23 protein-coding genes and 1 riboswitch are annotated in these 25,304 nt (G+C 30.7%); of the genes, 21 read left to right on the top strand and 2 right to left on the bottom strand.

The genetic code is table 11. The annotated features are described in order from the left end of the window. Positions 1-141: 141 nt before the first annotated feature. Positions 142-1,407, top strand: coding sequence for a cation:dicarboxylase symporter family transporter (locus CDLVIII_RS21640; protein ID WP_009171607.1), 1,266 nt, complete (start codon positions 142-144; stop codon positions 1,405-1,407). A gap of 186 nt (positions 1,408-1,593) precedes the next feature. On the opposite strand, the gene CDLVIII_RS21635 is transcribed toward CDLVIII_RS21640, so the two are convergent. Continuing rightward, positions 1,594-2,121 (bottom strand): hypothetical protein, encoded by a 528-nt coding sequence (locus tag CDLVIII_RS21635; RefSeq protein ID WP_009171606.1) that lies wholly within the window; start codon positions 2,119-2,121, stop codon positions 1,594-1,596. Between the two features lie 471 nt (positions 2,122-2,592). On the opposite strand from CDLVIII_RS21635, the gene CDLVIII_RS21630 reads away from it, so the two are divergent. The 15 genes from CDLVIII_RS21630 (at position 2,593) to CDLVIII_RS21560 (ending at position 20,053) form a co-directional block, all read left to right on the top strand. Further along, the gene (locus CDLVIII_RS21630) at positions 2,593-3,540 is read left to right on the top strand and encodes a histidine kinase (RefSeq protein WP_242835789.1); all 948 of its coding nucleotides are present in this window, start codon (positions 2,593-2,595) and stop codon (positions 3,538-3,540) included. Between the two features lie 3 nt (positions 3,541-3,543). Further along, on the top strand, positions 3,544-4,197 hold the full coding sequence (locus CDLVIII_RS21625; protein ID WP_009171604.1) for a response regulator transcription factor: 654 nt from the start codon (positions 3,544-3,546) through the stop codon (positions 4,195-4,197). A gap of 270 nt (positions 4,198-4,467) precedes the next feature. After that, entirely contained in the window at positions 4,468-5,679 is a 1,212-nt protein-coding gene (locus CDLVIII_RS21620) for an MFS transporter (RefSeq protein ID WP_009171603.1), read from the top strand. Between the two features lie 470 nt (positions 5,680-6,149). Beyond that, positions 6,150-8,057 carry an acyl-CoA dehydrogenase family protein gene (locus CDLVIII_RS30200; protein WP_009171602.1) on the top strand — a complete coding sequence of 636 codons (1,908 nt, stop codon included), beginning with the start codon at positions 6,150-6,152 and terminating at the stop codon, positions 8,055-8,057. 55 nt (positions 8,058-8,112) lie between these two features. Beyond that, positions 8,113-9,312: an FprA family A-type flavoprotein gene (locus CDLVIII_RS21610; protein WP_009171601.1), complete on the top strand. Its 1,200-nt coding sequence runs from the start codon at positions 8,113-8,115 to the stop codon at positions 9,310-9,312. 350 nt (positions 9,313-9,662) lie between these two features. Further along, positions 9,663-10,028: a metalloregulator ArsR/SmtB family transcription factor gene (locus CDLVIII_RS21605; protein WP_009171600.1), complete on the top strand. Its 366-nt coding sequence runs from the start codon at positions 9,663-9,665 to the stop codon at positions 10,026-10,028. Between the two features lie 28 nt (positions 10,029-10,056). Next, the gene (locus CDLVIII_RS21600) at positions 10,057-12,489 is read left to right on the top strand and encodes a heavy metal translocating P-type ATPase (RefSeq protein ID WP_009171599.1); all 2,433 of its coding nucleotides are present in this window, start codon (positions 10,057-10,059) and stop codon (positions 12,487-12,489) included. Between the two features lie 317 nt (positions 12,490-12,806). Continuing rightward, on the top strand, positions 12,807-13,421 hold the full coding sequence (locus CDLVIII_RS21595) for a class I SAM-dependent methyltransferase (protein WP_009171598.1): 615 nt from the start codon (positions 12,807-12,809) through the stop codon (positions 13,419-13,421). Positions 13,422-13,602: 181 nt separating this feature from the next. After that, a complete protein-coding gene (locus CDLVIII_RS21590; protein ID WP_009171597.1) occupies positions 13,603-14,553 on the top strand; it encodes a transglutaminase domain-containing protein in 951 nt (316 codons plus the stop codon). Between the two features lie 179 nt (positions 14,554-14,732). Beyond that, a complete protein-coding gene (locus CDLVIII_RS21585) occupies positions 14,733-15,200 on the top strand; it encodes a hypothetical protein (RefSeq protein WP_009171596.1) in 468 nt (155 codons plus the stop codon). Between the two features lie 306 nt (positions 15,201-15,506). Then, positions 15,507-16,403: a zinc ABC transporter substrate-binding protein gene (locus tag CDLVIII_RS21580; protein ID WP_009171595.1), complete on the top strand. Its 897-nt coding sequence runs from the start codon at positions 15,507-15,509 to the stop codon at positions 16,401-16,403. 79 nt (positions 16,404-16,482) lie between these two features. Continuing rightward, a riboswitch (cobalamin riboswitch) is annotated at positions 16,483-16,674 on the top strand. A 480-nt stretch (positions 16,675-17,154) separates the two neighbouring features. Then, positions 17,155-17,970 (top strand): cobalt ECF transporter T component CbiQ, encoded by an 816-nt coding sequence (gene cbiQ / locus CDLVIII_RS21575; RefSeq protein ID WP_009171594.1) that lies wholly within the window; start codon positions 17,155-17,157, stop codon positions 17,968-17,970. 67 nt (positions 17,971-18,037) lie between these two features. Beyond that, positions 18,038-18,859 carry an energy-coupling factor ABC transporter ATP-binding protein gene (locus CDLVIII_RS21570; RefSeq protein WP_009171593.1) on the top strand — a complete coding sequence of 274 codons (822 nt, stop codon included), beginning with the start codon at positions 18,038-18,040 and terminating at the stop codon, positions 18,857-18,859. Positions 18,860-18,978: 119 nt separating this feature from the next. Continuing rightward, entirely contained in the window at positions 18,979-19,743 is a 765-nt protein-coding gene (locus tag CDLVIII_RS21565; protein WP_009171592.1) for an energy-coupling factor ABC transporter permease, read from the top strand. Next, positions 19,730-20,053: a cobalt transport protein CbiN gene (locus tag CDLVIII_RS21560; RefSeq protein ID WP_009171591.1), complete on the top strand. Its 324-nt coding sequence runs from the start codon at positions 19,730-19,732 to the stop codon at positions 20,051-20,053. The genes CDLVIII_RS21565 and CDLVIII_RS21560 overlap by 14 nt, the downstream gene beginning before the upstream one ends. 132 nt (positions 20,054-20,185) lie before the next feature. On the opposite strand, the gene CDLVIII_RS21555 is transcribed toward CDLVIII_RS21560, so the two are convergent. Further along, complete coding sequence (locus tag CDLVIII_RS21555; protein WP_009171590.1) at positions 20,186-20,617, bottom strand: DUF3842 family protein; 432 nt, start codon at positions 20,615-20,617, stop codon at positions 20,186-20,188. Positions 20,618-20,978: 361 nt separating this feature from the next. Between CDLVIII_RS21555 and hypB the strand changes: the two genes are divergently transcribed. From hypB to CDLVIII_RS21530, 5 genes are all read left to right on the top strand, one after another. Continuing rightward, complete coding sequence (hypB, locus tag CDLVIII_RS21550; RefSeq protein ID WP_009171589.1) at positions 20,979-21,632, top strand: hydrogenase nickel incorporation protein HypB; 654 nt, start codon at positions 20,979-20,981, stop codon at positions 21,630-21,632. 206 nt (positions 21,633-21,838) lie between these two features. Next, on the top strand, positions 21,839-22,834 hold the full coding sequence (cbiM, locus tag CDLVIII_RS21545) for a cobalt transporter CbiM (protein ID WP_009171588.1): 996 nt from the start codon (positions 21,839-21,841) through the stop codon (positions 22,832-22,834). 25 nt (positions 22,835-22,859) lie between these two features. Then, positions 22,860-23,654, top strand: a complete 795-nt coding sequence (locus CDLVIII_RS21540; RefSeq protein ID WP_009171587.1) for an energy-coupling factor transporter transmembrane component T — start codon at positions 22,860-22,862, stop codon at positions 23,652-23,654. 4 nt (positions 23,655-23,658) lie between these two features. After that, entirely contained in the window at positions 23,659-24,387 is a 729-nt protein-coding gene (locus tag CDLVIII_RS21535; protein WP_009171586.1) for an ABC transporter ATP-binding protein, read from the top strand. Positions 24,388-24,467: 80 nt separating this feature from the next. Then, positions 24,468-24,980 (top strand): GNAT family N-acetyltransferase, encoded by a 513-nt coding sequence (locus CDLVIII_RS21530; protein WP_009171585.1) that lies wholly within the window; start codon positions 24,468-24,470, stop codon positions 24,978-24,980. Positions 24,981-25,304 lie beyond the last annotated feature (324 nt).

The raw sequence follows: 25,304 nt of genomic DNA, 5'->3' as shown, positions 1-25,304 counted from the left end.
TAAACATTTTAATGAATTTTATATAATTAGAAATTTCAAATTTCTTAATCTAATATAGAAAATTTCATTGATATTCATTCTATTTTTAGGAATGAAAGAGGGAAAATTTTAAATTATAAATTATTGAAAGGGGCTATTATAATGAAAAAAATCGGATTAGCAATTCAAATTCTTATTGGGCTTATACTTGGTATTATAGTAGGAGCTATGTTCTACGGTAATCCAGCTGTAGCATCATATTTACAACCATTTGGGGATATTTTTATCCGCTTAATTAAAATGATTGTAGTTCCAATAGTATTTTCATCGCTTGTTGTTGGTGTAGCAGGCGTTGGGGACATCAAGCAGGTAGGTAAAATAGGAGGAAAAACAATACTCTATTTTGAGTTAGTAACAACTGTTGCTATTATAATAGGTTTAGTGATAGCTAATTTAGCACATCCAGGAACTGGTATAAATATTGAGCAGCTTTCAACAGTAAGTATTGATTCGTATATGAATACGGCAAATGATGCATCTAAGCATAGTTTTATTAGCACTTTTGTAAATATTGTTCCAACTAACATTTTTGATTCACTTGCGAAGGGAGATTTACTTCCAGTTATATTCTTCTCAGTTATGTTTGGTTTGGGTGTTGCTTCAATTGGAGAAAAAGGAAAACCAGTTCTTTCTTTTTTTCAAGGTGTAGCTGATGCGATGTTTTGGGTAACAAATCAGATAATGAAACTTGCTCCACTTGGAGTATTTGGATTAATAGGGGTAACTGTTTCTAAGTTTGGAGTAGCATCTTTGATTCCATTAGGAAAATTAATCATTACTGTTTATGTAGCAATGATTCTTTTTGTATTTATTGTTCTTGGTTCTGTTGCAAAAATATCTGGGACAAGCATTGTAAAACTTATAAGAATTTTAAAGGATGAACTTATTCTTGCCTATACTACAGCAAGTTCTGAAGCAGTTTTACCAAAACTTATGGAGAAGATGGAGAAGTTTGGATGTCCAAAGGCGATTGCATCATTTGTTGTGCCGACAGGATACTCGTTTAACTTGGATGGATCTACATTATATCAGGCTATTGCAGCACTTTTTATAGCACAAATATATGGAATACATTTACCGATAGCTACTCAAATAAACCTAGTACTTGTATTAATGCTTACTTCAAAAGGTATGGCAGGAGTTCCTGGTGCATCCTTTGTAGTATTATTAGCTACTGTTGGTTCGGTAGGAATACCAGTAGAAGGTGTAGCTTTCATTGCAGGAATAGATCGTATTCTTGATATGGCAAGAACTGCCGTTAATGTAATTGGAAACTCATTAGCTGTTGTTGTTATATCTAAATGGGAAAGAAAATATAATAAGAAAGAGGCAGAAGAATATTTTGTATCTATTCAAAAGACAGCATAAATGAAATAGGAAATATTCAGAGTAACCATAATTTAAATAGGTTAAAATAAATTTAATTAACAAGAATTGGGAAATGCATATATAACTTAGCTTGTTGAGTTTATTTTTTAATATTAATGAAAAAGTGAAAACAGGGTATCTATAAATTAAAGTAGATATCCTGTTTGTTTTATATAAAGAATTTTATTATGAAATTTTTTTTCTTCTGTTTTTTCGCTGATCTAGAAAAAGAGACCAAATCATAGGACACCTTATAAATATAGTTAAGCTTCTGCTTATAAGCTGAGAAGAGAACATTATAAGGTAAGAAACACCGGCATTATTAAGTACCACAAATTCAGAAGTAGATATTAGCGAGTGCCTTAGTATATAGCGTATAGGGATTGTGAAGAATAATACTATTGCGGCAGCTATTCCCCCTTGCTGATATAAAATTCCATCTTCTCCAGTAAATATTTTTGTTACCATGCCTGACGCTATTCCAGATATCAATCCTATTGAAGCAAGAAGAAATAAAGGTGCAGCTTCTTTATATATAATATCAGGACTTAGATTAGCCATTGCGTTAAAAGTAAGATATAAAAATATTATAGGTAATATTACATATTTCTTTGGCTTAACAGGTCTTAATATAATTTGCTTGTATATAGTATATGCCAGCAATAAAATAACTACAAATAACTGGGATAAATTTTGTGTTTGTAAATAATTCATATCTTTCACCTACTTAATTTTTTTCTATGGATAAATCTTAATACATAATAAGTTATATTTGTAGTTACTTAAGTTATAAAAAATATATTACTTAAGTCATATATTGCTCAATATATATACAATGATATAATTTGAAAATAAGAGGATATTTAAATTTAATTTTCTTTAAATATTATTTATCAGTGATCTTGTCGAGATTAAAATTGAGCATAATTGAATTTTTTATTCTCTTTAATATATTTAAAATGAGGTCGTAAAAATGTCTTTGTCAAAAAAATACTTAATAGTTTTGAAATACTGTTTATTTATATCTATATTTATTCTTCCTATAGCAATAGAATTTTTCCTATGGTATTATTGCTAAGCTTAGGTATTATACTAACGATAAATGATTATATAAGAACGACGAAGTTAGTTAATAATTTGAATTTTACATACTATTTATCATTATTTTTGACTATTTGTGGAGTTATGTTAATAGCATATTTCATAAATGGAATAGGTATTAGTATCTATGTATTTTTTTCATTAGTAGAGCTTTTGGGAATAAAAGCAAAAAAAATAAAAATTTTAATTCTAGTGCATATGTTGTTATTTCTGACAATATTAATTCTTCAATTAGGGGTACCTAATACTGTGGATAAGTTATCAAAGTTAGGTATTAGTCTTCTAAATTATTTTGCAGTAGCCAGCATAGCATATTCTATAAAAGCTGTCAGAAGAGAAAAAGAAGAAGTAAATAAATTAAATGAGGAATTGAAACATACAAACATAAGACTTCACCAATATATATTAGAAGTAGAAGAATTAACAGCTTCAAAAGAGAGAAACATGATGGCCCAGGAACTTCATGATTCAGTAGGTCATTCACTAATGGCTTTAACTATGCACCTAGAGTTTGCAAGAAAGATTTGTGATGCACAGCCTGATAAGGTGAAAGAGGTATTAATTAAATCTGAAGAAATCGCAAAATCAAGTATTTCAAACTTAAGAAAAGCAGTGAGCCTACTTAAGAAAGAACGAGAAATTACGCATTTCAATGATTCAATTAAAGAAATAATTAATAATTTTCATATGCTTAATAATATAAAAATAAATTTTAAAACTATTGAGAATATAGATAAGTTAAGTTCGGCTACTAAGAACTCCATGTATTTAACGGTTAAAGAATTCATAACTAATAGTATAAAACATGGAAAAGCAACGGAAATCAATATCAACATTATAAAAGAAACTAAAAATATAAAGCTTGTTTTAAGTAATAATGGAATGAGATGCAAGGAAATCAGAAAATCAAATGGCTTAATAGGAATTGAAAATAGAATAGCTTCATTGAATGGATTAGTAGAATATTTTAGTGATGAAATCACAGGCTTTGGTATAAATATAAGCATCCCAATTTTTATGGAGGAAATATAATATATGATTAATGTTATATTAGTAGATGATCAGGAAATAGTACGACAAGGTTTAAAGATGATTTTAAGTTTATATGAGGAAATAAACTTAATTGGAGAAGCGGAAAATGGAGAACAATTAATTAAACTGTTGGAAAAGTTAAATGCAGAGGTTATTCTTATGGATGTGAGAATGCCAATAATGGATGGAGTGGAAGCAGTTAAAACTGTTAAAGAAAAGTATGAAAATATAAAAGTTATAATTCTTACAACTTTTAATGAGGATGAATATATATTTAAGGCTATTGAAAATGGAGCTGACGGCTACCTTTTAAAAGATGCAGGCTCTGAAGATATAATTAAAGCTATAAAGGCAGTTTATAATGGAGATATGCTCTTTGATCCAGGGGTAACAGTAAAAATAGTTAAGGCTTTTAATTCGATTAACAATGAAAAGCAAGACAAAGTTGAGAAGAATAATGATAAATTAGAGTTACTTACAGCAAGAGAGAAGGAAGTTGCAAAATTAATTGCAACTGGTAAAAGCAATAAAGAGATTTGTAATCTTCTTTTTTTAACAGAAGGAACTGTAAAAAATTATGTCACAAGAATACTTGAAAAAATAGAATTAAATAGTAGAACTGAATTAGCTGTGTTCATAAGCAAAGGAGATGTATAGAAGAAAGTATATAGACAACTAATCATACTCAAAATAGTTGTTAATAAAATATAAGTTTTTCAGATATAAGCTAGCTTAGATTAATATTAAGCTAGTTTTTATTTACTTAATATAAAATTATCAGGTAGCAATATAGGAGAATATTATCAATGTCAGCTATGCTTTAAGATGAAAAGTGAATAATAAGCAGTTTATTGTGAAAAAGTATTTCTATGTCATAAAAAATCTAATTACGCTATTGAAATTAGAAATACATAGGGAGACTATAAGATGAAAGCTTTAAAAGAAAACAGAAACTTATTAATTTTAGGAATTCTATTCTTAGGGTGGACTTTCGGAAACCTTGATAAAACAGCGATTAATGTGGCAGCAACATCTATTTCTGAAGAGTTTGGATTAAATACCAGTCAAATAGGATTTATGATGAGTAGTTCATTTATTAGCTACTCTTTTATGAGTCTTATTGGAGGATACCTTGCAGATAAGTTTGGATCAAAGAAAATAGTTACTACTATTATGGTATTGTGGTCAGTGTTTACGTGTTTTACTGGAGCAGCTTGGTCATTTACTTCACTTGTTGCAATTCGCTTTATATTTGGAGCTTGTGAAGGTGGATTTCCTTCCGCAAGTTCAGTGACTATTGCAGAACTTTTTCCTAAAGAAAAACGTGCTAGAGCTAAATCTTTTTTAATATCAGCATGGGCTATTGGATGTGCATTTGGAACATTTGTTGTCTCTGAGTTAACAGCTAGCAGAGGATGGAGGAGTTCATTTTATTTGTTTGGTATATGTGGCTTAATAATTTCAGCAGCATTTTTTATAGTATTCAGAAACAATAATCATGAAGGTGAAAAAACTACAAAAGAAATTGCAAAAAAAGCACCTTTAAAAGAAGTTATGAAGATTCAGCTTGTTTGGAAACTTGCCATGATGCAGTTTAGTATTGGTGTTTTTATGTGGGGAATGACTTCTTGGATGCCTTCGTACTGGATAAATGTTAGGCAGCTAGATGTAGTTACTATGGGAAAACTTTCAGCTATACCGTGGCTTATAACTTTTTTGTTCATGAATTTTAGCGGCTGGCTTCTAGATAAATTAATGTCAGGTAGAGAGAGAGTATTTTTATGTATAGCATTTGCAATAATAGGAGGTTTTACTTATCTTATGTATACTGCAGGTACCGTTCTCTTAGCTCTTTTTTATTTAACTATAACGACAGTAGCTGTAGGGATATCCTCTACAGCAATCTTCGTTATACCACTAAAATATATGGAGCAGGAATTCATAGGAACAGCAACAGGTATCTTTGATTTTGGACAGCAATTAGCAGGAATTATCTCACCATCAATTATGGGCTATATGATAACAAAGTTTAATGGATCTTATAATGGAGTTTTTTTATTTGTAATTTTTACAGTGTCTATATCGTTTATTATATCATTATCAATTAGAACTAATAAATATGCTGAGAGAAAAGAATAAAACAATGAGAACAATACATAAAAGAAGTAATATTAAAAACCATGGAGAACAGCAAAGCTCTGTGGTTTTAATTATTTGTTATCTCTATGTGACGATTTTATTTATATAAATGAGAGTAATGTGATATTATATTAAAAAAATTCTGGTATTTTCAAGTAAATAAACGATTTCAATAGATAATCAGAGCAAAAGTGACGAAAGTTTAAAAATATAACTACATACACCATCATATGGATTATTATGACAGAAAAAGGAGCGGTTTGAACTTGAAAAGTATACCAATGAAGTATACAATTAAACTATACGGTTTAGGTATACAATTTAGATGAATGATTCAATATATGGAATATAAAGCAAAAAAATAATTGGTAAGCTAGATTGCTTTGAAGAATTTTGCTCATATAATGAGAGTATTTTGGATATTTATAATATGTAATAAAAAAACCGTATTATTAAAGGGAGGTGCATTTATGTTTTTTAAGACTACTGAACAACATGAGAATTTGAGAACAAAAATTAGAGAATTTGCTGAAGAGGAAATTAAACCTATTGCATTTATGTTGGATCAAGAAAACAAATTCCCTTCAGAAATAGTTCAAAAGTTAGCACAAATGGGTGTGATGGGAATTCCGTATTCTAAAGAGTACGGCGGAGCAGGTTTAGATGTATTAAGTTATGCAATTGCAGTGGAGGAGTTATCAAGAGTTGATGGTGGAACAGGAGTAGTTCTTTCAGCTCATACGTCTTTAGGAACATATCCAATTGCTGCATATGGAACTGAGGAGCAGAAGCAAAAGTATTTAGTTCCTCTTGCAAAGGGAGAAAAGCTTGGGGCATTTGGTCTTACAGAAGAAAATGCGGGCAGTGATGCTGGAGGAACAGAAACCACTGCAGTTTTGGAGGGAGATCATTACATTTTAAATGGTGAAAAAATTTTTATAACAAATGGTGGTGAAGCAGATATTTATGTTGTATTTGCAGTTACAACACCGAATATTGGTACTCGAGGTATAAGTGCCTTTATTGTTGAAAAAGGTTCAGAAGGTTTTAGCTTTGGTAAACATTACGATAAGATGGGAATTCGTTCATCGGCAACAGCAGAGCTCATTTTCAATGACGTAAAAGTTCCTAAGGAAAATTTATTAGGTAAAGAAGGAGATGGCTTTAAAATTGCCATGTCCACATTGGATGGGGGACGTATTGGTATAGCATCTCAAGCACTTGGAATTGCTCAAGGTGCTTATGAAAATGCCTTAGAGTATTCGAAGGAAAGAATTCAATTTGGGAAACCAATATGCCAGCAGCAAATTATATCTTTTAAATTAGCAGATATGGCAACAAAGCTTAGAGCAGCTAGATTACTAATTTATAGTGCCGCAGAGTTAAAAGAAAATCATGAAGCTTATAGCATGGAATCAGCTATGGCAAAACAATATGCTTCAGATGTATGTCTTGAGATTGTTAATGATGCCCTTCAAATATTTGGAGGAAGCGGATACCTTAAAGGCATGGAAGTTGAACGTGCTTACAGGGATGCGAAAATTTGTACAATATATGAAGGAACTAATGAAATTCAACGTGTTGTTATAGCAGCTCATATCATAGGAAAGATGCCAAAGAATGAGCAGGTAACTAAAACTTCACAAAGTGGACCTATAACAGGTTATCGTAAAAAGGTAATCTTTAAAGATGGAACTTTGAAGGAAAAAGTTAATGCGCTTGTGGAAGCTCTTAAAGCAGATGGCTATGATTTTACTGTTGGAATTCCTATGAATACTCCTATCAGTAAAGCAGACAGAGTAGTAAGTGCAGGACAAGGTATTGGGGAAAAGAAAAATATGAGGCTTATAGAAGACTTAGCAGCTCAGGCTGGTGCCACTGTAGGATCATCTCGTCCAGTAGCTGAAACTCTTAAATATGTTCCGCTAAATAGATATGTTGGTATGTCTGGTCAAAAGTTTAATGGAAATCTTTATATTGCCTGCGGTATTTCAGGTGCAGGACAACATTTGAAAGGTATAAAGGATGCAACAACAATAGTCGCTATAAATATTAATCCAAATGCAAAAATTTTCAAAAATGCGGATTATGGTATTGTTGGGGATTTAATGGAAGTCTTACCTCTACTCACTTCTGCTTTAGATAATGGAGAACCAAAGAAAGAAGCTCCGCCAATGAAGAAGATGAAGAGAGCAGTTCCAAAGAAAGTAGTTCCTACATGGAAGCACTATGTATGTAATGGCTGTGGTTATGAATATGATCCTGGTATAGGAGACCCAGAAGGTGAAATAGTTCCTGGAACTCTTTTTGAAAATATTCCAGAAGAATGGACTTGCCCTGCTTGTGGTGAAGAAAAAGACATGTTTATTGAAGTCTGATTTCTATAAGAAGTAAAACTGAAAATTTGTTTTAGCGTAAAGGAGGAATAAATTCATGTATTGTGTTAGAAATATAACTGAGGATCTTTATTGGGTTGGCGGTAATGACAGGCGCCTTGCTCTTTTTGAAAATGTACATCCAATTCCAAGAGGTGTTTCTTACAATTCGTATTTGCTTTTAGATGAAAAAACTGTGCTATTTGATACAGTGGATTGGTCAATCTGTCGTCAATTTCTTGAGAATATTAAAGGTATTTTAGAAAATAGAGACTTAGACTATATGGTAATCAACCATATGGAACCTGATCATGCAGCATGCATTGAAGAAATTGTTCTTAGATATCCAAACGTAAAAATTGTATGTACTGAAAAAGCTTTTATGTTTATGCATCAGTTTGGTTTTAATATAGATGATAATATAATAAAAGTTAAAGAGGGAGATACAATGTCCTTCGGAAAACACACTGTTGCCTTTGTATCAGCTCCAATGGTTCATTGGCCAGAAGCAATGGTAACATATGATACTACTAATGGTGTATTGTTTTCTGCTGATGCCTTTGGTTCTTTTGGAGCCTTAGACGGCAAAATGTTTAATGATGAAGTAAATTTTGATCGTGATTGGATTGATGATGCAAGAAGATACTATACAAATATAGTAGGAAAATATGGCCCACATGTTCAAGCACTTTTAAAAAAGGCTGGTACTATAGAAATAAAGACTATCTGCCCATTGCATGGACCAGTATGGCGTAATGATTTTGGATATTTTTTAGATAAGTATGATAAATGGAGCCGCTATGAACCAGAAGAAAAGGGAGTAATGATAGTTTATGGAACAATGTATGGAGGAACAGAAGCAGCTGCTAACGATTTAGCAACAAGATTAGTTAAAAAAGGAATGACAAATGTAGTTATGTATGATGCTTCAAAAACTCATGTTTCTTATTTAATTTCTGAAACTTTTAAATACAGCCATGTGGTTTTAGCTTCTGTAACTTATAATTTAAAAATTTATCCACCAATACTAAATTATATAATGGACATGAAGGCTTTGAATCTTCAAAAACGTACCTTTGCACTTATAGAAAATGGCTCATGGGCGCCTCAATCTGCAAAATTAATGAGTGAACTTCTAGACGAAATGAAGAATATGACTATTTTAGATAATCAAATGACAATAAGTTCAGCAATGAAAGAAGATGAAGCAGACTCAATGGATGCTTTAGCTGATAGTATTATTGAATCTATGAAGTAATTTAAATAAACAACAGTGTAAAATTTTAGAGTAATATAAATATAAGCTCATAATCTCAAAATTATAAAATATGAATTAAAACCAGCTAATAGAGGAATCTATTAGCTGGTTTTAATTATATAATGAAATTCTCTATGCTTTGAATAAAAATCAAATAATAGAGACATTAATACATAGAGTAGCATTTGAAAATGCAGAAATATTGAATATATAAAGGTTAAAATTACACATAAACTAAATAAAATATTTCATCAGAAAATATTTCCTATTCTATTGACATATTTTTAGTCTTTGAATATAATGAACATATGAACAAGTATTCATATGTTCATACGAGGGGGATTAGTGTTTTGGAAGATAGAAACATTGAAGTTTGTAATTGTACTATAATTCATGAAGATATAGTTAATAAAGTTAAGGAAATTATCCCAAAGGAAGAAACACTTTATGATTTAGCAGATTTATTTAAAGTTCTTGGAGATTCCACGAGAATAAGAGTATTGTGTGCATTGTTTGAAGATGAAATGTGTGTTTGTGACATAGCAGCCTTACTTGGAATGACACAATCAGCTATTTCGCACCAACTAAGAGTTTTAAAGCAGGCAAGATTAGTTAAATATAAAAGAGAAGGTAAAGTAGTTTATTATTCGTTAGAAGATGAACATGTTAAGAGGATTTTTGATCAGGGATTAGCCCATATATCAGAGAAAAAGTAGATTTATTTAAGCAAGAGGAGGCGTAACCATGGCAAGCAATATAAAAATAGTTAATGGCAATGTTAAGAAAGCTAAATTATCTAATAAAGACAGCATAAAAAAAATAAGAAAAGAATTTATATTAGAGGGACTTGGATGCGCAAATTGTGCAGCTAAAATGGAGAAAAGAATAAGTGAATTAGATGAAGTTAATTCTGCAAGCGTAAATTTTCTTACTAAAACTTTAATATTAGAAATAAAAGAGGCTAGTAGAGTAGAAGAAATAGTAGAAATGATAACTAATATTGTAACAAGTATTGAATCTCATGTTAAAGTTAGAGAAAAAGTCAATGAGAAAGTTTTTAAAAAGGAAATTTTACTAGAGGGATTATGCTGTGGTAACTGTGCTGCAAAAATAGAAAGAGAATCTAATAATTTAGATGGCGTGAAGTCTGCAGTTGTAGATTTCGTATCCACAAAGCTTACTATAGAAATAGAAGATTCATCGAAGCAAAATGATATTTTTGATGATATTAAAAAAATAGTTAAAAGAATCGAACCAGATGTAAAAGTGATTTTGATTGATAGTACAGATAAATTGTCAAAAAGCAAAAATGAAAAAATTGATGAGGAAAATAATAAGGGTGAGATTATTAGACTTGCTATTGGTGCTATAATATTTGGAATAGCAACTGCTATGAAATTTCCTAATTCAGTGGAGCTTATTTTATATCTGGTAAGTTATGTGCTTGTAGGAGGAGAAGTTGTTCTAGGTGCATGTAGGAATATAATCAAGGGCCAAGTTTTTGATGAAAATTTTTTAATGACTATTGCAACTATTGGTGCTTTTGCTATAGGTGAATATCCTGAAGGTGTAGCAGTTATGCTTTTTTACCAAATAGGAGAAATGTTTCAGGATATGGCGGTTAATCGTTCAAGAAAGTCTATATCAGCGCTTATGGATATCAGACCAGATTTTGCTAACTTAAAGATAAATGATGATATTAAAAAAGTGGAACCAGAAGAAGTGAGAACAGGAGATGTAGTAGTAGTAAAACCAGGAGAGAAAGTTCCTTTAGATGGGAAAGTAATTGAAGGTAATTCTATGATAGATACGGCTGCATTAACAGGTGAAAGTGTTCCTAGGGAAGTAGGAGTCGGAGATAGCATCTTAAGTGGAGTTATTAACAAAAATGGTCTTTTAACAATAAAAGTTGAGAAGGAATTTGGGGATTCTACTGTTTCTAAAATATTGGATTTAGTTCAAAATGCAAGCAGCAAAAAGGCTCCAACAGAAAATTTTATAACAAAATTTGCAAGGTTTTATACTCCGGCAGTTGTATTTGCAGCATTGGCATTAGCGGTAATACCACCACTTGTCATAGAAGGAGCAACATTTTCACAGTGGATTTATAGAGCATTAGCATTTTTAGTAGTTTCTTGTCCTTGTGCTTTAGTTGTATCTATACCTCTTGGCTTCTTTGGAGGAATAGGTGGAGCATCAAAAAATGGAATATTAGTTAAAGGTGGAAATTATCTTGAAGCATTAAATTCTGTTGAAATGGTTGTGTTTGACAAAACAGGAACACTCACAAAGGGGATATTTAAGGTAACAGAAATAAAACCGGAAAATGATATTTCAAAAGAGGAACTTATGAATTTAGCAGCCTATGCAGAAAATTACTCTAACCATCCAATAGCAGCATCTATATTAAAGGCGTATGATAAAGAAATAAGTAAAGATAAAATAAAAGATTATAAAGAAATATCAGGTCATGGTGTTAAGGTTCTCCTTGATGAAAAAGAGGTACTTGCTGGTAATTATAAGTTAATGAATGAAGAAAATATACCTTATAAGCAAGTTGAGACTATAGGAACTGTAGTTCATATTGCTGTAGATAAAAAATATGCAGGATATATAGTTATATCAGATGAGGTAAAAGAGGATTCAGCAAAAGCTATAAAAGCATTAAAAAATATTGGGATTAAGAAAAGTATTATGCTCACAGGAGATAATAAAACTGTTGGAATTAAGATTGCTGAAGAATTAGGATTAGATGAAGTTCATGCTGAATTATTGCCAGATCAAAAAGTTGAAAAGCTGGAAGCATTATTTAAAGAGAAATCTAATAAAGGTAAAATTGTGTTTGTTGGAGATGGAATAAATGATGCTCCAGTATTGGCTAGAGCTGATATCGGTATAGCAATGGGCGGTGTTGGCTCAGATGCAGCAATTGAAGCTGCTGATGTAGTTATAATGACAGATGAGCCTTCAAAAATCGCTACAGCTATAAAGATAGCAAAGAAAACAAGAAGTATAGTAATGCAAAATATAGTTTTTGCATTAGGAGTTAAACTAGTAATATTAGTATTAGTAGCAGCAGGTCTGGGAACTATGTGGGAAGCAGTATTTGGAGATGTTGGAGTAGCACTTATTGCTGTTTTAAATGCAATGAGAGCAATGAAAACAGAAAATATATAATAATATTAAAAAATGAAAGCCAATTGTTTGACGCAATTGGCTTTCATTTTTTAATAATTATAAAGTTTATTTACTCGATTAGTTTTTGAATTGTGTAACAGGCATAGTTATTAATCTATAGTCTTAATTACATAATCACAATTTTTATTTCTATTTATCGATAATATCATACATGATGTTTATAATTGGGTTACCTTAGTAAGATTTTTATTGTAGATATGGATACTCTTGCTATAAATTAGGAGCACGAGTATTATTATTCTTAAGAGAATTGTTGGAATTCTTTAAGTTATTTTTTAAGCTTATGGAGGATTTTTATGAAATTAGTATTTAGACAAACACAGCTATATAAATTTTTAAATTATTGTAATAATAATGAGATTACTTTAGAAAAAAGTGTCTTGGATTGTGGGGCAGGAGGAAATTGTCCACCACTTGCACTTTTTTCAGAATATGGATATAAGACATATGGAATTGAATTTAGTGACTCTCAAATTGAAAAAGCTAAAAAATTTTCTGAAGAACATAATGTTGAGCTTAATATTACTAAGGGAGATATAAGAAAACTTCCTTTTGAAGATGAGACAATTAGCTATATCTATTCTTATAATACAATTTTTCATATGAAGAAAGATGAAATAGTAAAAGCTGTAAGAGAGATAAAAAGAGTTTTGAAACCAGGAGGAATTTGTTTTATAAATTTTCTTACCATAAATGATGAAAGTTTTGGACGAGGAGAAAAGGTTGGTAAGGGGGAATTTTTGCAGGTCGAGGATGGAGAAAAAATTGTTCATGCTTATTACGGTATTGAAGAAGCCGAAGAATACTTTAAGGATATGAAAATAATCTTTAAAGAAAATAGAGTTTTAGAAAGAATATTTGAGGGTGAAAACATAAAGCAAGGATATGTGGATTATATAGTGCAGAAATAGAAGTGAGTTTATGGTTTGTTTATCCTAATATGGAAGAAAGCAACGGTGAAGAGAAAACTAATAGGTATCGATAATAATTTTGTAACTGCTTATTTATAAAATCTTATAAAATTTTATATTAAATAGCATCAATAATTGGTATAAAATTACAATATACAAATATATGAGAGGAGGCAAACAGATGAAGAAATTAAAGTTAACAAAATTGATATCGAGTGCATTAATAGCAGTTTCAGTGGTAGCGCTTAATCCAATTGGAGCAAATGCAGAATGGAAAAGTAGCAGTAATGGATGGTGGTATACTGAGGGTTCAGGCTGGGCTACAGGATGGAGATTAATAGATAAAAATTGGTATTATTTTTATTCAAATGGCTATATGGCACATGATACATCTATTGATGGATATTACTTAAATAGCAGTGGAGCTTGGACAAATTCAGCCAGTGATATAATAAGCCAAGAAATATTGAAAAATGTCAGTGTTGAAAATCCAACCTTTAATATACAATGCTCAAGCAGTGATATAAAGATGGATAGTGTAAAAAGTGTTATAGAATCCGTGATAAATAAGCTGAAAATTACAAATCCATATGAAATGTACAATGTATCAGATTATAAAGTAGACATGTCTAGTTATGGTTCTGGTCCAATTAACATGCAAATTACTTGTACTTATAAGATGACAGCAGAAATGGCGGCTGATTTAGATGGAAGAGTAAAAGAAATACTTGCAGCTATTGCTCCAGATAGTATGAGTCAGTCTGAAAAGGAACGTGCTATACATGATTGGATAATTAACAATACTAGTTATGATCAATCTTACTCTATATTTGATCCATACAATACATTAATTAAGCATACAGGAGTTTGTGAGGGATATGCTCTCCTTGCACAAAAAATGTTTACTACAGCTGGCATTAAATCGATGGTTGTTGCAGGAACAGCCGGTGGAGAAGATCATGCATGGAATTTGGTATATATAGATGGCAAGTGGCGTCATGTAGACTGTACTTGGGATGATCCGGTATCTTCATATGAGAATGTTTTACGATATGATTATTATAATTTAACTGATGATGAAATGAGTGCAGATCATTCATGGGATATTAGTGCCTACCCACATGCTGATTAAGCAAACTTAATATATGTAATTTTTGTCCATTAATGTTTTCAAAGCACTTAGTAAGAGCTTACCAGAAAACATAATGGGCTTTTATTATAAATGAACCAATTAACTGCGGAATGAATAAGATAGTATGTAAGATGTTTACTAAAGACTATAAAGAGATTATCATGAAGCAGGTGTTTTTAATGACAAGTGTATTTAATCAAATTATGTTAAATATACAAAAAGGATATTATAGATATATTGGTTCTGGTTCCTGCAGGAATGTATTTGATTTAGGTAATGGTTATGTAATTAAAATAGCAAAAAATAAAGCTGGTATTGAACAAAATAAAAATGAGTACAAAATTTCGTGTTGTGACAAATCGGATTTATTTGCAAAGGTCATACAAGTATCAGAGGATTTTAGCTATTTAATAATGGAAAAAGCAAAGCGAGTAAATAATATTTTAGATATATGTAATTATTTTAAAGTTTCGAATAAAAATGAACTAAGAAACTTAGATAAAATGCAAAATATACGAAAAAGTTATGATTTGCTGCTAGGTGACTTCGAGCGAAAAAATAATTGGGGAATAATAAAAGGAAAACCTGTTATTATTGATTATGGTTTTACAAGTGAAGTTAGATCAAAATATTATCATTCTAAGTAAATATAAAGCAGGATATTATAATTTATATCCTGCTAAAATTTATAAAATAAGCATATAAAAGCAGTCCATTTTCTTTCAAATCTATATGCATTTTAATTTTTTTATATCACATTTGTATTTCACATCAGGAATATCATCACTTCATTTTGCAATTTTGTAGAATATATAAAACTACATCTCTAAAATTCTGAAAAAGCAAGAAGTAAATAGGTTATGTTTAATTGGTATTGACATATTTGCCTTGGAATAGTAATTTTATTAAATGTAAAATGCAAATGCAAATCATATGCATGTGGAGGTGCAAGTGTGAAAAAGAAAATTATTTCAGGAGTTTTAGCTAGCTTAATTGGTATTACATTAATAGGATGTGGAGCTGATACAAAAACTACAGCGCAAAAGGCAGAAGACGGTAAGTTAAGTATTGTGGTTTCTATATATCCCCTAAAGGAATTTGCAGAAGAGATTGCAGGAGACAAAGTGGATATTACGTGTTTAGTTCCAGATAATGTAGAGCCGCATGATTATGAGCCTAAAACTAAGGATTTTGAGGAATTAACTAAAGGAAAGGCCTTTATTTATAATGGCTTAGGCATGGAGACGTGGGTGGATAAAGTCAATGATACTATTAAGGATAAAGATATACTTATTGTAGATTCAAGTGAAGGAGTACAAGCTAGGAAAGAAGATAATGCTATTGATCCTCACAGTTGGCTTAGTTTAAAGAATGCAGAAATACAATCTGAAAATATAAAAAATACTTTAGTTAAATTAGATGAAAAGAATAAAGATTATTACGAAGAAAATTATAATAAATTTAAAGGCGAATTAGAGGATTTATATAATGAATATCAACCTAAATTTGATAAATTAAGTAAAAAAGATTTTGTAACAGGACATGCTGCCTTTGGATATCTATGCAGAGATTTTGGATTAACTCAGAAATCAGTAGAAAATTTATTTGCTGAAGGGGAACCCACTCCTAAACAATTGGAGGATTTGGTTAATTTCTGCAGAGAAAATAATATAAGTACTGTTTTTTCTGAGGAACTTGCTAGCCCAAAAGTTTCAGAAACTTTGGCTAATGAGGTTGGAGCTGTTGTTGTGCCAATATTGACGTTAGAATCAAAAGAAGATGACAAGGATTATATAGAAGCTATGAGATATAATTTAGATCAAATATATCAATGCTTAGAAAAAGAATAAAATCTATATAATAAAAAACTTTCATTGGTTACCATAAACAATTTATGATATAATATAAAAACATAGTTGAGAAAGTAAAATTTAATAAGAAAATATAGGTTTGATTAAAATAAATTTTAGTTGATTAAAAGGGAATTAGGTGAGAATCCTAAACTATCCCGTAGCTGTATTGGAGGAGTTTGAATACATATTATGTCACTTAGAAATAGGGAAGGCGTATTCGAATGATAATTCTTAAGTCAGAAGACCTGCCTATATTTGGCACCGTAAGGCACATGGAAAATATAATGGTATATTGCCTTGTTATTTTTTTATGTGACTAAACTCTACGAGTGATAGGGGGAGCGTTTTAATAACAGTTTATTTGTGCATTTTATATGAGTGAACAGGTTTTATTATGTCTTTTTAACCCTTTTGTTAGAAGGACTTTTTATTTTGCATAAAATTCAGATATGCAACATATGAACCAGACTTATAACGTATACTTTTTTATAAGTTAAGGTAATAACAAAAGCGGTGACAATCTTAATGAGTTAAGAGTTATAAGTTATGAGTTAAGAAAGAAAAGCCTATACGCTTTTCAAAAAGTATATTTGGGAAATCTTTCTAAAGAGAGATTTCATCCTTAACTTGTTACTTATAATTATATATGGTTTCTTTATTAGTTCACTCAATCTAAAAATTACAAGTAATAAATCAAGTTCTTGATTTGTTTATCTGTATAATGACCAAAATACAAGGGAGATGTGAGATGGGAAAGACTATCAATAACCATAAAATTGGACATAAACATGGAGAAGGATATTCAATTGATTTTTATGCTTATGCTTCAAAAATTAGAAAGTGGAACGCTGTATTTAAAGTATATCTATCAATTTTAACACTAATTCTTTGCATTGCATTTGATAATCCATATGTATCTATTGCAGTAATAATTACAATGGCATATGTTACAGTTATTAAAGGTGAGATCCCATTAACTGAATACTTGCCAATACTGGCAATTCCAATTACTTTTATTTTACTTAGTACTTTTACTATTGCCATTGATTTTTCAAAACAGCCAATAGGACAGTATAACTTATATCTTGGATTTGGTTATGTATTTACTTCAATTATTCAGCTTAAGAAAATGACATTTTTAATTTTAAAAATTTTTGCAGCTATTAGTGCTCTACAGATGATGACATTATCAACTCCAACTTTTGAGATTATTTCTGTGCTTAGAAACGCGCATGTGCCAAAGATTATTGTGGAATTGATGAGCCTTATTTATCGCTACATATTTATTTTAATGGACGTCTCCGCTAAAATGAAAAATTCTGCAAAGTCGCGCCAAGGTTATTGTGATTTTAGAACTTCTTGCTATACCTTTGGAAGTATAGCAAGTAACATGCTTATTATTTCACTTAAGAAAGCAAATGCTTATTATGATGCTATGGAAGCTAGATGTTATGATGGAGAACTTGTATTTTTAGAAGAAGATAAAAAAATAGAAATAATACAAATTGTTTTTGCAATATTATTTATAATTTTTTTGATTTTGCTTTGGAGCTTTACAAGATAAAAAACATTCCAAAATAGCAAGTGCATTTGCTGGTTATTTATTTTCATACGCTTAGAAAGGAAAAATCATGAAGAAGTTAATACTAAAAATTGAAGATTTATATTATACCTATGGAAATGGAAAATCTGCCGTAGATGGAGTAAGTGTGGATATTTATGAGGGTGACAAAATTGCTGTCATTGGCTCAAACGGTTCGGGAAAGTCTACCTTTTTCTTAAACGTAGATGGTGTACTTACACCTGAGCAGGGGAAAATTATTTACAGGGATATGGTTATTAATAAAAAAAATTTAAATGAACTTAGAAAGAATATAGGAATTGTATTTCAAGATGCTGACAATCAAATTATCGCATCTACAGTTAAGGCTGAAGTTGGCTTTGGACCTATGAATTTAAAACTTCCAAAAGAAGAAGTATTAAAACGAGTTGATGAAGCTCTGGAATATATGAATATTTGTAATTTAAAAGATCGCCCGCCTCATTATTTAAGTGGCGGTGAAAAGAAACGTGTTAGTATTGCTGATATTATTGCAATGAAATCAGAAATTGTAATTTTTGATGAACCAACAGCGGCTTTGGATCCATTAAATGCAATGATGTTAGAAGAAGTCTTGCTAAAGCTTGGAGCTGAAGGAAAGACAATGCTTATTTCTACACATGATGTGGATTTTGCATATAGATGGGCTGAAAGAGTCCTAGTGTTTAGTGAAGGAAAAATTATTGCAGATGGATCACCACTTGAGATATTTCAAAATATGGGAATTTTAAAAGCGGCAAATTTAAAACAGCCAACCCTAATTGAGGTTTATGAATCTCTTGTAGAAAAACAGATTTTAAAAGATATAAAAGCCTATCCTAAAAGCATACAGGAATTTAAAGACATACTATGAGAATATGGATTATAAATAAAATTTTTAAGATGGAGTTCTATACTTCAGCTGAATTTATATGATTTTATTATTTAGCTTTTGGTTATATAAATATCAGAAGCTTTTGGAGGGGGAGAAAAATGAATAAAAAAGAAAAGAGAATTGTTGCTTTAGCAGCAGCATTTGCTTTAGTGTTTGGAGTGGCTCCAGCAGCTAATGCCATGCACATTATGGAAGGATATCTTCCACCACAATTTTGCATTATATGGGGTGTTGTATGTGTTCCATTTTTAGTGACCGGCTATTTATCAATTAAGAAAACAGTGTCTGAGCATCGTAGATCAATCACAATTTTGGCCATGGCTGGAGCATTTGTATTTGTACTTTCATCTTTAAAGATTCCATCAGTAACAGGAAGCTGCTCACATATGACTGGTACTGGACTTGGTGCAATATTGTTTGGACCAGCCGCAGTTAGTATTTTAGGAATCATTGTACTTATTTTCCAGGCGATTTTGCTTGCTCATGGAGGAATAACTACTCTTGGTGCTAATACATTTTCTATGGCTATTGCAGGCCCATTTGTTTCTTACGGAATATATAAATTATGTCAAATACTCAAAATCAATAAATATGTAGGGATTTTCCTAGCGGCATCAATTGGTGATGTATTTACTTATTGTATAACAAGTTTTCAGCTTGCACTAGCATATCCATCAGAAAATGGTGGTGTTATGGCATCAGCAGCTAAATTCCTTGCAGTATTTGCGCCAACACAAGTTCCACTTGCAATTATCGAAGGAATTCTAACAGTAGTTATTATAATAGGCCTTGAAACATATGCAAAATCTGAATTGGCAGGCCTCGGATTAGTGAAGGGAGGGAAAAATAGTGTCGAAGACTAAAAAGACAGTTATAAGTCTATTAACAATTGCTGCGATTATAGCAGTTATCCCTTTATTTACATTAAAAGGAGCAGAATTTGGTGGATCTGATGATGCAGGAAGCAAAGTAGTTTCGGAGATTACAGGTACTGAGTATAAGCCATGGTTTAAGCCAGTTATGGAAACTTGGATTGGTGGGGAATTGCCAGGAGAGGTAGAGAGCTTGCTTTTCTGTGTACAGACAGGTATTGGAGTTGGAGTAATTGCCTTTTTAATGGGCAGATTAGTGGAAAGAAATAAAATAGAAAAGGAGAAGAATAAAACTAAATAATACCTAGATGAGAGATAAAGGGCAAAATCGCGAACATAAGCTATATATGTGTAACAATAACATAAAAAGTGGAGCAACTAGAAATATAAAAGTAAAGAAAAAGTTTAATTGAGAGCTGACGATAGAGTCAGCTTAATTCTTATTTATATCTGTTAAGCGATTCTTAATATCAAAGATAATCTCTTCAACTATATCTCTGATTTGTAGATTTCTTGTTCCAGGAATATAAATGTCATGCTTTTGTAGTGGAAGAATATATTTAGTACAATCCATATTAAATATTGCATTGGAAATCATAGAGGTAATTTCTCCGTTTATGCCTCCACTACAAATCATTCCGATTGGTCCTATTATGCTATCTATTTTAGCTGTCTTACAAAATGAACTGATTGCTCTTTCTCCGCTTATACCAACATTTGCACCTGCTTGTACCATTTTTGATGTGGCAAAGGAGTTTGTACCAAGTGCAATAATATAAACATCATTGTCTATTTCTCTACGAATTCTCTTTATGATGTTTTGGCCAAGACCTGCGCCTTGCGCGTCTATTACAGCAATTTTCATATTAATGATCATTCCTTTCGCTATGATTAAGGCACAGAATTTAATGAAAGTGATTAATCTATAGATTAAATACTGATAAACTATAAACAACATTTTTTTTGTTTTCTTGTGCATGATATCATTTTATACCTTTAAGTTAACTCTAAGTCAAGTGTTTTTATGGATGTGGATAGATGTGCTGCCTACAAAACTCTTCACAATTATAATAGTGAGAATTGATGAAAAATATCCATGGTAACTTTGGACTTGTCATTTATTTTCATGTGCCTTATTATAAAGTAAAGAAAAAGTACTCTATATATTTATTAGAAAGATAAGGTGAGTATGTTATTAGAAAATTTCAGATACGAGAGGTGAATGAATGAAAATTAAAGTTCTAAAGCAGGTTGCAGAAAATAATGAAGATTGCAGTAAAGAAATTAAAGAGATTTTGAAAAGTAAAAATGTATATTTAGTAAATGTCATGGGCTCACCTGGGACGGGGAAGACGAGCTTGATTATAGAATTAATAAAAAAGTTAAAAGATAAATATAATATTGCTGTGGTAGAAGGAGATATTGCGGGACAATTAGATGCAGAAAAAATTGATTCACTTGGAATTCCTGTTATTCAGCTAAATACTGAGGGAGCGTGCCATATAGAAGCAGTATCCATTAAGAATATATTAGAATATTTTGATTTAGAAGAAATTGATATAATCTTTATTGAGAATGTAGGGAATCTTGTTTGCCCTGCTGAATTTGATATTGGAGAAGATTTTAAGATTGCTATTTTAAGTATTCCAGAAGGTGATGATAAAGTTGAAAAATATCCACTATTGTTTTCAACAGCGGATGTAGTTATATTGAATAAGTATGACATGATGGAGTATTTTGATTTTGATGTGGATAAAACAGAACAAAATGTTAAGCTTTTAAATGAATCAGCTAACGTTTTTAGGATATCTTCAAGAACAGGAGAAGGATTAAATTCATTTGCTAAATATATTGAGGAGAAAGTAAAAAACAAAGGCTAGAAATCAAGTTGATATTTACAAAGTGCACAGATTGTAGTAATATATTATGTGTGTCACGAGGGCATACGTAAATTTAGGAATTAAAATTTAATAAATATAAAATATTAGTTTGAATTATAACCACGAAGGTTGATTACTTTTAAGTTTAATTAGTGATCGCTTTTTGTGGTTTTGTTTTTTTATTGAAGTTAGAGGAGGATTAAAGAATGCATATTCCAGATAATTATTTAAGTCCGGCTACCTGTGCGGTTATAGGAGCTGTAATGATTCCAGTTTGGGCAAAATCAATAAAGACAGTAAAAAAAGAAATAACAAAAAAGAAAATGCCGCTTATGGGGATAGGCGCCTCTCTTTCATTTTTAACAATGATGTTTAATGTGCCATTACCAGGAGGAACAACAGGACATGCTGTAGGTGGAACTTTGCTAGCTATTCTTTTAGGCCCTGAGGCAGCATGCATTTCTATAACGGTGGCACTTTTGATTCAAGCGTTACTATTTGGAGATGGCGGAGTTTTGGCATTTGGAGCAAATTCATTTAATATGGCTTTTATTATTCCATTTGTAGGATATTATATTTACAAGTTTTTAAAGGAAAGAATTAAATCAGAGAGAGGGGAATATATTGGAGCTTTAATCGGTTCGTATGTTGGTATTAATGCTGGTGCATTGTTTGCTTCAATAGAGCTTGGTATACAGCCATTACTTTTTAAGGATGCAGCAGGTATGCCTTTATATTGCCCATATCCGTTATCAATTTCTATACCGGCAATGCTTATTCCGCATCTTGCAGTTGCAGGAATTTTAGAAGCAATTATAACTATTGGAGTGTTGAGTTTTATAAGAAAAGTTTCACCTGACATCGTATATGACGGTTCAGCTAAAAAAACTAAACCAATATATGCTTTAATAATAGCACTTATATGTTTATCACCTTTAGGTTTATTAGCAACTGGTACGGCTTGGGGTGAATGGGGGACTGATGAAATAAATTCTGTAGTTGTAGGCGGTAAAGCCTTAGGATTTGTACCAAAAGGAATGGAAAATGGATTTAATTTTAGTGCATTGATGCGGGATTATTCTGTCCAAGGCATGCCAGATAGTTTTGGATATATTTTATCAGCAATCGCTGGAGTTGCAATATTTTTAATAGTATTCAGGATAATAGCCAGTATGAGAAAAGATAATGGTATTAATGGTTAAATTTTAGTGAGAGAGGAAGTTATAGATGCCAGAATGGCTTTTGAAGAAAGATGATTATATGCCCAAAAAAGATAAGGATGCTTTTATAAATAAAAGCATTCTTTCTATATTAAGTGTGCTTACTAGATTTAGAAGGCAAACTGAATATAAGTCAAGTAAACTTGAGTTTAATGCTTTGCTTAAGCTCATGTCAACATTTATACTAATAATATTTGTTTCAATGACAAAAAGTTTTACTTTTGTTTTGATATCTAATGTATTGATGCTTGTAATAATTAATTTTTTAAGTATTAATGAAATAAAATATATTTTAAGGGTAAGTTTTGGAGTGGCAATTTTTACTTTTATAATTCTGTTACCCTCACTTTTTTTAGGTTATGGCAATAATGCTTTAATGATTTCATTAAAGATTTTAGTTTCTGTTGCTTCGGTTAATGTATTAGCCTTTACTACACAATGGAATGATCTTACCGGCTCTTTAAAGCTTCTTAGGGTGCCAGATATGTTTATATTCGTACTTGATACTACAATAAAATATATATTAGTTTTAGGTGAGTTTTCATTAAATATGGTTTATGCACTTAAGTTAAGGTCTGTTGGCAGGAGCAGTAATAAGAGTACTTCACTTTCTGGTATTGTTGGAACTATGTTTATAATATCTAAAGAAATGTCAGAAGAAATGTATGGTGCAATGGAATGTAGAGGTTTTACAGGAACATACAAGGTATATAAGAATTTTAAATTTAAGTTATTAGATTATATTTGTATTATTTGCAATATTATTTTTATACTAGCATATTTTTACTTTGATAGGTTGTGATTTAATGATTGATATTAATAATGTTTCTTATTCATATGAAAATAAAGTTTTCGCACTTAAAAATATAAATCTTCATATTGAGGAAGGAGAAGCAGCTGCCTTAATAGGAGTCAATGGAAGTGGAAAGTCCACATTAATGAAGCTAATTAATGGATTAATAACACCAGATAGCGGAAGCTATTTATTTGCAGGAGAAGAAATAAATGATAAGAAACTGCAAAACGAACAATTTTCAAAATCTTTCCATAAAAAAATAGGTTTTGTGTTTCAAAACTCTGATGTACAGCTTTTTTGCTCAAATGTTTATGATGAAATTGCATTTGGACCAAGGCAGATGGGAATGGATGAAGAGGAAGTAAAAAAAAGAGTTGAGGACACTTTAAAGTTGCTTAATATTGAGGAATTAAGAAATAGGCAGCCGTATCATTTAAGCGGAGGCGAAAAGAAAAAGGTATCTATAGCTTCTGTAGTAGTGCTGAATCCAGATGTATACATATTTGATGAACCAATGAATGGACTTGATCCTAAAACAAAGAGATTTTTAAAAGAATTTATGATAAATATAAATAGGGCAGGAAAGACAATTTTATGTTCAACCCATGACTTTGAATATGTAAAAGGAGTATTTAAAAGAGCAGTTGTTTTTTCAAATGAACATACAATTATAAGAGATGGAGTCTATGATGAAATAATGAATGATAGCAATTTCTTATATAATAATAATATCATATAAATGATAAAAAAGAATTTTGCTTATTGTATGGAAAATGCTAAAATGTAGAAAGATTAATTTATATGAGAAGGGATAAAAAAATGATAAGAGAAGCAACTGAAAAAGATTTAAAAGACATTTTGGAAATTTATAATGATGCCATACTGAATACAACAGCAATCTATACTTATAAGACGCATACTCTTGAGAGTAGAAGAAAGTGGTATGAGGAGAAGAAACAAGATGGACATCCTTTATTAGTAGTTGAGAAAGATGGTAAAGCTGTTGCTTTTGCTACATATGGTTCATTTAGAACTTATCCAGCTTTTAAATATACAATAGAGCATTCTGTATATGTTCATAAGGATTATAGAAATTTAGGATTTGGTAAGCTTTTATTAAAGGAGCTTATAGATATAGCTAATAAACAAGAGTATGCAACTATGGTAGCTTGTATTGACAGCCTGAATGAAAATAGTATAAAAATTCATGAGAAATTTGGATTTAAGTATTCAGGTACAATAACAAAAGCAGGATATAAATTTAATAAGTGGCTGGACTTAGTTTTTTACCAACTAGATTTAACAGGACCTGAAAAGCCAACAGAAGAATAAATGAATAATTGAAAGAAAGATTTATAAGTTAATAGTGCCTTTTTAATCTAGATAAATTGCGATTTAATCCAGATTAGTTCCTATATATGATACAAGTATAAAGAAATTTATACTTGTATCGATAATTCTATGAATATAAAGACATACTGTTTAGGTATGAATTTATATTCATAGAATTTTTTTTGTGAAGGGAGAGAAAAATACGCAAACATCAAATGATAAAAATACTGTTAATAATATTACGAACTATTATTAAGTGTATATAAAGGATACTAAGGAACAATTTGCAGTAAACAAATGACTTTTGAATAGAAATTAATTTAG

This window comes from Clostridium sp. DL-VIII, from assembly GCF_000230835.1.
Classification (GTDB): Bacteria; Bacillota; Clostridia; order Clostridiales; family Clostridiaceae; genus Clostridium.
The sequence above is the reverse complement of the archived record's forward strand: the minus strand, read 5'-3'. Positions and strand labels throughout refer to the sequence as shown.

What these genes read in the sequence shown, in the direction of transcription:
- CDLVIII_RS21640 (WP_009171607.1), top strand. Translation starts at nt 142, where the DNA reads ATGAAAAAAATCGGATTAGCAATTCAAATTCTTATTGGGCTTATACTT.
- CDLVIII_RS21635 (WP_009171606.1), bottom strand. Translation starts at nt 2,121, where the DNA reads ATGAATTATTTACAAACACAAAATTTATCCCAGTTATTTGTAGTTATT.
- CDLVIII_RS21630 (WP_242835789.1), top strand. Translation starts at nt 2,593, where the DNA reads ATGTTAATAGCATATTTCATAAATGGAATAGGTATTAGTATCTATGTA.
- CDLVIII_RS21625 (WP_009171604.1), top strand. Translation starts at nt 3,544, where the DNA reads ATGATTAATGTTATATTAGTAGATGATCAGGAAATAGTACGACAAGGT.
- CDLVIII_RS21620 (WP_009171603.1), top strand. Translation starts at nt 4,468, where the DNA reads ATGAAAGCTTTAAAAGAAAACAGAAACTTATTAATTTTAGGAATTCTA.
- CDLVIII_RS30200 (WP_009171602.1), top strand. Translation starts at nt 6,150, where the DNA reads ATGTTTTTTAAGACTACTGAACAACATGAGAATTTGAGAACAAAAATT.
- CDLVIII_RS21610 (WP_009171601.1), top strand. Translation starts at nt 8,113, where the DNA reads ATGTATTGTGTTAGAAATATAACTGAGGATCTTTATTGGGTTGGCGGT.
- CDLVIII_RS21600 (WP_009171599.1), top strand. Translation starts at nt 10,057, where the DNA reads ATGGCAAGCAATATAAAAATAGTTAATGGCAATGTTAAGAAAGCTAAA.
- CDLVIII_RS21595 (WP_009171598.1), top strand. Translation starts at nt 12,807, where the DNA reads ATGAAATTAGTATTTAGACAAACACAGCTATATAAATTTTTAAATTAT.
- CDLVIII_RS21590 (WP_009171597.1), top strand. Translation starts at nt 13,603, where the DNA reads ATGAAGAAATTAAAGTTAACAAAATTGATATCGAGTGCATTAATAGCA.
- CDLVIII_RS21585 (WP_009171596.1), top strand. Translation starts at nt 14,733, where the DNA reads ATGACAAGTGTATTTAATCAAATTATGTTAAATATACAAAAAGGATAT.
- cbiQ (WP_009171594.1), top strand. Translation starts at nt 17,155, where the DNA reads ATGGGAAAGACTATCAATAACCATAAAATTGGACATAAACATGGAGAA.
- CDLVIII_RS21570 (WP_009171593.1), top strand. Translation starts at nt 18,038, where the DNA reads ATGAAGAAGTTAATACTAAAAATTGAAGATTTATATTATACCTATGGA.
- CDLVIII_RS21565 (WP_009171592.1), top strand. Translation starts at nt 18,979, where the DNA reads ATGAATAAAAAAGAAAAGAGAATTGTTGCTTTAGCAGCAGCATTTGCT.
- CDLVIII_RS21555 (WP_009171590.1), bottom strand. Translation starts at nt 20,617, where the DNA reads ATGAAAATTGCTGTAATAGACGCGCAAGGCGCAGGTCTTGGCCAAAAC.
- hypB (WP_009171589.1), top strand. Translation starts at nt 20,979, where the DNA reads ATGAAAATTAAAGTTCTAAAGCAGGTTGCAGAAAATAATGAAGATTGC.
- cbiM (WP_009171588.1), top strand. Translation starts at nt 21,839, where the DNA reads ATGCATATTCCAGATAATTATTTAAGTCCGGCTACCTGTGCGGTTATA.
- CDLVIII_RS21540 (WP_009171587.1), top strand. Translation starts at nt 22,860, where the DNA reads ATGCCAGAATGGCTTTTGAAGAAAGATGATTATATGCCCAAAAAAGAT.
- CDLVIII_RS21535 (WP_009171586.1), top strand. Translation starts at nt 23,659, where the DNA reads ATGATTGATATTAATAATGTTTCTTATTCATATGAAAATAAAGTTTTC.
- CDLVIII_RS21530 (WP_009171585.1), top strand. Translation starts at nt 24,468, where the DNA reads ATGATAAGAGAAGCAACTGAAAAAGATTTAAAAGACATTTTGGAAATT.